At 59.9% G+C, this 5,856-nt stretch carries 5 protein-coding genes and 1 pseudogene; 1 reads left to right on the forward strand and 5 read right to left on the reverse strand.

What is annotated here, in order from left to right; translation table 11 throughout:
• The 4 genes from P353_RS23990 to P353_RS24005 all read right to left on the reverse strand — a co-directional run.
• Positions 1 to 658 (reverse strand): DUF4158 domain-containing protein (locus tag P353_RS23990; protein ID WP_034375341.1); only part of this gene is annotated, 658 nt, incomplete at its 3' end.
• A 2-nt stretch (positions 659 to 660) separates the two neighbouring features.
• The gene (locus tag P353_RS23995; protein WP_004213590.1) at positions 661 to 1,218 is read right to left on the reverse strand and encodes a recombinase family protein; all 558 of its coding nucleotides are present in this window, start codon (positions 1,216 to 1,218) and stop codon (positions 661 to 663) included.
• Positions 1,219 to 1,347: 129 nt separating this feature from the next.
• Complete coding sequence (gene lspA / locus P353_RS24000; protein WP_034375345.1) at positions 1,348 to 2,427, reverse strand: signal peptidase II; 1,080 nt, start codon at positions 2,425 to 2,427, stop codon at positions 1,348 to 1,350.
• Positions 2,424 to 4,829, reverse strand: a complete 2,406-nt coding sequence (locus P353_RS24005) for a heavy metal translocating P-type ATPase (protein ID WP_034375348.1) — start codon at positions 4,827 to 4,829, stop codon at positions 2,424 to 2,426. Before P353_RS24005 ends, lspA begins: the two co-directional genes overlap by 4 nt.
• A gap of 85 nt (positions 4,830 to 4,914) precedes the next feature.
• Here P353_RS24005 and cadR point away from each other — a divergent pair, with 85 nt between their 5' ends.
• Positions 4,915 to 5,355: a Cd(II)/Pb(II)-responsive transcriptional regulator gene (cadR, locus tag P353_RS24010; protein ID WP_003804130.1), complete on the forward strand. Its 441-nt coding sequence runs from the start codon at positions 4,915 to 4,917 to the stop codon at positions 5,353 to 5,355.
• Between the two features lie 26 nt (positions 5,356 to 5,381).
• On the opposite strand, the pseudogene P353_RS24015 reads toward cadR, so the two are convergent.
• Positions 5,382 to 5,856, reverse strand: a pseudogene (locus P353_RS24015) (NAD(P)H-dependent oxidoreductase); the annotation flags it as partial.

Here is a 5,856-nt window from a genome sequence, read left to right on the forward strand (position 1 = left end):
AGTTCGGCTTGACGGGCGACTGGCGCAGCCATGCCAGCCACGTCAATTTGCTGCCGTCCTTGCGCTTGAGAAGTTCGTCCAGGCGCTGACGGTGGAGCGATAACAAAGAATCGGTCAACGCCGCGTAAATACGCCGGTTGGCACGGGTGATGGCCTCGGCGCTCGCGCGCTCGATGGCATTCATGGCGGGCAGGATGATGCTCTGCCGCCGCAGGTTTTCGACAAGGGTGCTGGCCAGCACAATCCCTTTATCGGTCTGCAAGGCCAGCTCGGTCAATGTATGCACGGCTTGCCGGTAGTGACTCATGGTGAAGGGCTTGAACCCGAACACCGTTTGCAGCTCGACCAAGTGCTCCCGCCGCGTCTGCTCGCGCTGGCCGTAATCGTTCCAACTTTCCACCGGCACCTTGAGTTGTGCGGCCACCATGCGCAACAGGGGCGGAAACGGAGGCTCATCGATGCCCAAGAAGATGCCAGGGAATCGCAAGTAGCAAAGCTGCACGGCGAAGCCCAATCGATTCGCAGCGCCGCGACGCTGGCGGATCACCGATAGGTCGGTTTCGTTGAACGTGTAGTGCCGTATCAGTTCGTCTTTGGCATCTGGTAGTGCCAGCAGGCTTTCGCGCTCGGTGGCGGACAGGATTGAGCGGCGCGGCATGATCAGTCTTCCCGCAGGTACTGGTACAAGGTTTCGCGACTGATGCCGAAGTCACGGGCCACCAAGGTTTTTTGATCGCCTGCCGCGACTCGCTGTTTCAACTTGGCAATTTGTTCGCTGTTCAGCGATTTCTTTCGTCCCCGGTAGGCACCGCGCTGCTTGGCCAGCACGATTCCCTCGCGCTGGCGTTCGCGGATCAGTGCGCGCTCGAACTCCGCAAAAGCCCCCATGACCGACAGCATCAAATTGGCCATCGGTGAGTCATCGCCGGTGAACGCCAGCCCTTCTTTGACAAACTCCATCCGCACGCCCCGTTGTGTCAGCCCCTGAACGATGCGGCGCAGGTCATCGAGATTGCGTGCCAACCTGTCCATGCTGTGCACCACCACGGTGTCGCCCTCGCGCACAAAGGCCAGCAGCCTTTCAAGTTCGGGACGTTGCGTGTCCTTGCCGGAAGCCTTATCGGTGAATACCTTACCGACTTCGATTTGCTCCAGTTGCCGATCAGGGTTCTGGTCGAAGCTGCTGACGCGGATATAGCCAATGCGTTGACCTTGCAAGGTGCCTCCAAAGGTAAAAGTGTCAGGATGAAATCCATTACCCTTGGCGGCTTGTGTCAATAAATACAAACTACAACTCTATTCTGACGTGCTTTGCGCCAAGCATCTGACATCAGGTTAGGGTATAGCTTAACCGGACACCTCGGCCTCTGTGCCTTTACTGCTTTTCGGTACAACCGTCAAGAACAGGCAGAGCGCTCCGATAGTTATCGCCACATCAGCGAGGTTGAAGGCGGGCCAGTGCGCAAGTCGCCAATGGAAGTCAAGGAAATCAACAACCTGTCCACGCAGCACACGATCCGCGACATTGCCCAGCGCACCGCCGAGGATCAGGCTGTATCCCATCGCTTCGAGACGGGGCAATTGCTGGCACAGCATGCGTCCCAGCCAAGCAGAAACGACCAGGCCCAGCGTGATGAAAAAGTAACGTTGCCAGCCGCCAGCGTTCGCCAGAAAGCTGAATGCCGCGCCGGGATTCAGGACATGGACGAAGTTGAAGAAGGGCGTGACTTCGACCTGTTCACCGTAGGCAAACGTGCGGGTGATGGCGAACTTTGCGAGCTGATCGGTCATGACAGCACTGGCGGCCACTGCGAACCAGACCCAAGTCGATGTGCGGCGAGCCGATTGCCACACAGGGACGGCCAGCGGCATCAGCCACCCGGCGAGCGCCGTGCAACTCAATCCAAGTACCCACCCCGCCAGCACATCGGCAGGAAAGTGCATTCCGGCTGCGATGCGTGACCAACCGACCAATGCGGCGTACAACACCAAGCCGATGCGGCCACGACGGCCTATCAAAGGCCAGAGCGCGCCGACCACCAGCGCGGCATAGGTGGCATGCCCGCTGGGCAGCCTGTAGTGTCGTTCGATGCCCCCGATAACGCGCACCATGTCGCCAAAAACGGCAGGCGGGCGTGGAAAGTCGATCCATAGCTTCAAGATGGTGGCGACGAGAAATGCCAACGCAAAGGCCACGCTAAAGACTCTGAGTCTGTACCGGATGGCATCGGCCCGCGTTGGGTCAGGTGCCGACTTTGACCATCCCCACATCGCCAAGAGCATCAGTGGTGCAGTCCAGTAGTTGCCTATCACAAGGTTGAAGAACGATGCCAGCGGTTCCAGCGCTGCAGGTGTGCTCATGTTGATGGCTTGGAACAACGCGATGTTCAGACCACCCCAGTCGTAGAGAAAGAATTTCCAGCTCATTTGCGCAACAGCCTCAAGCCATTGCCAACGACGAGCAAGCTGGCCCCCATATCAGCAAACACCGCCATCCACATGGTCGCTTGACCCGTGAAGGTCAGCACCAGAAATACTGCCTTGATGCCAAGGGCCAGCACAATGTTTTGCATCAGCACCTGCGCCGTCGCACGCGACAGGCGCACGAAGGTCGGAATCTTGCGCAGGTTGTCGTCCATCAGGGCCACGTCGGCGGTCTCGATTGCGGTATCTGTGCCAGCCGCTCCCATTGCAAAGCCGATGTCCGCACGCGCCAAGGCCGGGGCATCGTTGATGCCATCACCGACCATGCCAACCTTGCCGCTTCGGGCCAGTTGCTCCACTTCGCGCAATTTGTCATCTGGGAGTAGGTTGCCTTGCGCACGGTCGATTCCGGCTTGTGCGGCAATGGCCTGTGCCGTATGGGGGTTGTCGCCGGTCAGCATCATGGTGTTGATGCCCAGTGCGTGCAGCTCGGCGATGGCGGTCCTGCTGCTGTCCTTGATGGTGTCCGCTACGGCGAATAAGGCATGTACCGCCTTTGCGCCTACCAACATCACGACGGTCTTGCCAGCGGTTTCCAGCGCAGCGATGCGCTGCTCCAGCTCTGGTGTGCACTGCCCCAGCTCTTCGAGCATCCGGTGGTTGCCCAGATGGTAGGTCGCACCGTTGATTTGGCCTTGCACACCCCGACCGGGCAGCGCGTTGAATTCGGCCACGTCGAGCAAGGCAACCCCGTCCGTCTGCGCGGCCTGTGCCACCGCCTTGGATACAGGATGGTCCGAGCGGGCCGCCAGACTGGCAGCGATGCTGCGGCTGTCCGAGGCGAGTGCATTGCCCCATGTGACAAAGTCGGTCTGTGCGGGCTTGCCGTGCGTGATCGTGCCGGTCTTGTCCAGAGCCAGCCAGCGCAGCTTGCGGCCTTCTTCCAGATAGACGCCACCTTTGATGAGAATGCCGTGGCGGGCGGCGGCGGCCAGGCCGCTGACGATGCTGACCGGTGTAGAGATCACCAGTGCGCACGGGCAGGCGACCACCAGCAGAACCAATGCACGGTAGATCCAGTCGAGCCATGCCGCACCCATGAACAGCGGCGGCAACAACGCGACGGCGATGGCAACGCCGAATACAACGGGGGTGTACCAGCGGGCGAACTGATCGACAAAACGCTGAGTCGGCGCACGACTACCTTGCGCAGCCTCTACCGCGTGAATGATCCGGGCCAAAGTGGAGTTGTTGGCCAAGGCGGTGACGCGGTACTCGAACGAGCCGGATTCGTTGATCGTGCCAGCGAACACCGAATCACCGGGGGATTTTTCGACCGGGAGGCTTTCACCCGTGATCGGGGCTTGGTTGACGGCAGAGCGGCCTTCCAGCACCTCACCATCAAGGGCGATGCGCTCACCTGGTTTGACCCGGACGCGGGCGCCGATGGTGATTTGCTTGGCGCCCACCTCGCGCCATGTGCCGTCAGCCTGCTGTACCGTGGCCTGTTCCGGGGTCAGGTCGAGCAGGCCACGGATAGCGTTACGAGCGCGATCCAGCGATTTGGCTTCGATTACCTCGGCCAGCGCGAACAGTACCATCACCATTGCCGCTTCGGGCCAGTGGCCGATCAACATGGCACCCGTGACCGCAATCGACATGAGGGCGTTCATGTTGAGATTACGGTTCTTGAGCGCAATCCACCCCTTCTTGTAGGTGGAGAGGCCACCCGTGAAGACCGCGACAAGCGCCAGAACGACAACCGACCAGTGATTGCCGTTGTGGAGCCAGTAGACCGCCTCGGCCGCCGATGCAGTGACCAAGGAGATGCCCAGCGGCCACCAGTTGGTCGGCGTGGTCACAGGGGCGGCGGATGGAGATGCGACCTCTGCCGTGTCCACGACCTGCGCCTCGAATCCAAGCGCTTGCAGTGCCACGAGCACGTCTGGCAGAACCTGGTTCGCATGGCGTACCGACAGCGTGCGCTGCATCAGGTTGAAATCGAGATCAGCAACACCGGCCACGGTGCCGAGCTTGTTGCGGATCAACGTCTCTTCGGTCGGGCAATCCATCTTGGCAATGGACAGCTTGGTCGTCTGCTCGGCCGACGCCTGATCCATGCGCACAGCTTGCATGCCGATGGCCTTCAGCGCCTGCTCGACGGGAGACAACGAAGGCAATTCGTGTCGCACGGCCAAGGTACGTTGCATCAGGTTGAATTCAAGACCCGCCACCCCCGCCAGACCGGCCAGTTTGCTTCGGATCAGCGCCTCTTCGGTCGGGCAATCCATGTTCTCGATGCGGTACACCGCTTGAGCCGATCCGGTTGCCAGCGGGGCCGGTGCCGTGGGTTGGATGATCGGCTCAGTCGTGCAGCCACACCCCTTTGAAGCGCATTCGCTCATGAGTAACTCCTGAAAATCTTCTATTCAGCCTCCATTAAAATCTCTATAGTCACTATAGAGTCAAGTGATAATTGGAGATTGATGCATGGAAATCAGAATTGGCGACCTCGCCAAGCGCTCTGGGTGCGAGGTCGTGACCATCCGCTACTACGAGAAGGAAGGGCTACTGCCGAAGCCAGCGCGAAGCGGTGGCAACTTCCGGCTGTACGGTGAGGCGCACATTGAGCGCTTGCAATTCATCCGTCATTGCCGTTCGCTCGACATGACGTTGAGCGAGATTCGCGCATTGCTGGGTCTGCGAGACAACCCGATGCAGGACTGTGGGGAGGTCAACACGCTGCTGGAGGCCCATATTCAACAGGTGGAAATGCGTGTGTCCGCGCTGTTGCAGTTAAAACGGCACTTGGTTGATTTGCGCGAGAAGTGTTCTGGCTCTCGATCTGTAGAGGCGTGCGGCATTTTGCAAGGGTTGGGCAATTGCAATTGCCATGGTGAAAGTGCCACGAACAGTCAAACATCTGGGTAAGTAAGGGCTTAGCGTGCTTTATTTTCCGTTTTCTGAGGCGACCCCATCATGCGCATCCAGCGACCTAGCACCCGCATCTGGTTGACCGCATTGAAGGACTGCGAGCCACCCGAGACTTGCATTACTGCCAATGTCTTGCCTTGCGTCGGTCGCACGGCACCAGCGGACAAAGGAATCCAGTCTATCTGCGCTTTGAGGATGCTGCTCATGGCACCATGACGCTCTGGAGAGGTCCAGACCATGCCCTCGGCCCACACAGCCAGCTCACGCAGTTGCTTGACCGTCGGGTGATCGTCGGGGGCACCATCGGGCTGCGGCAGGCCACGCGGATCGAAGATCCTGGTCTCGGCACCCATCTTGCGCAGTAGTCGCGCCGCCTCTTCGGTCAGCAGTCGGCTATAGGAGCGGTCACGAACCGAGCCATACAGCAGCAGTATGCGCGGCGCGTGCGTCGCACGCTGTGCGGGCAGCAGGCCTTCCAGGCTGGGCTTTTCAAAGACT

This window comes from Comamonas testosteroni, from assembly GCF_000761245.1.
GTDB lineage: Bacteria > Pseudomonadota > Gammaproteobacteria > Burkholderiales > Burkholderiaceae_C > Comamonas > Comamonas testosteroni_C.

Excerpts from the sequence above, each read along its gene's own strand:
- cadR (WP_003804130.1), top strand. The coding sequence starts at position 4,915 with ATGGAAATCAGAATTGGCGACCTCGCCAAGCGCTCTGGGTGCGAGGTC.
- lspA (WP_034375345.1), bottom strand. The coding sequence starts at position 2,427 with ATGAGCTGGAAATTCTTTCTCTACGACTGGGGTGGTCTGAACATCGCG.
- P353_RS24005 (WP_034375348.1), bottom strand. The coding sequence starts at position 4,829 with ATGAGCGAATGCGCTTCAAAGGGGTGTGGCTGCACGACTGAGCCGATC.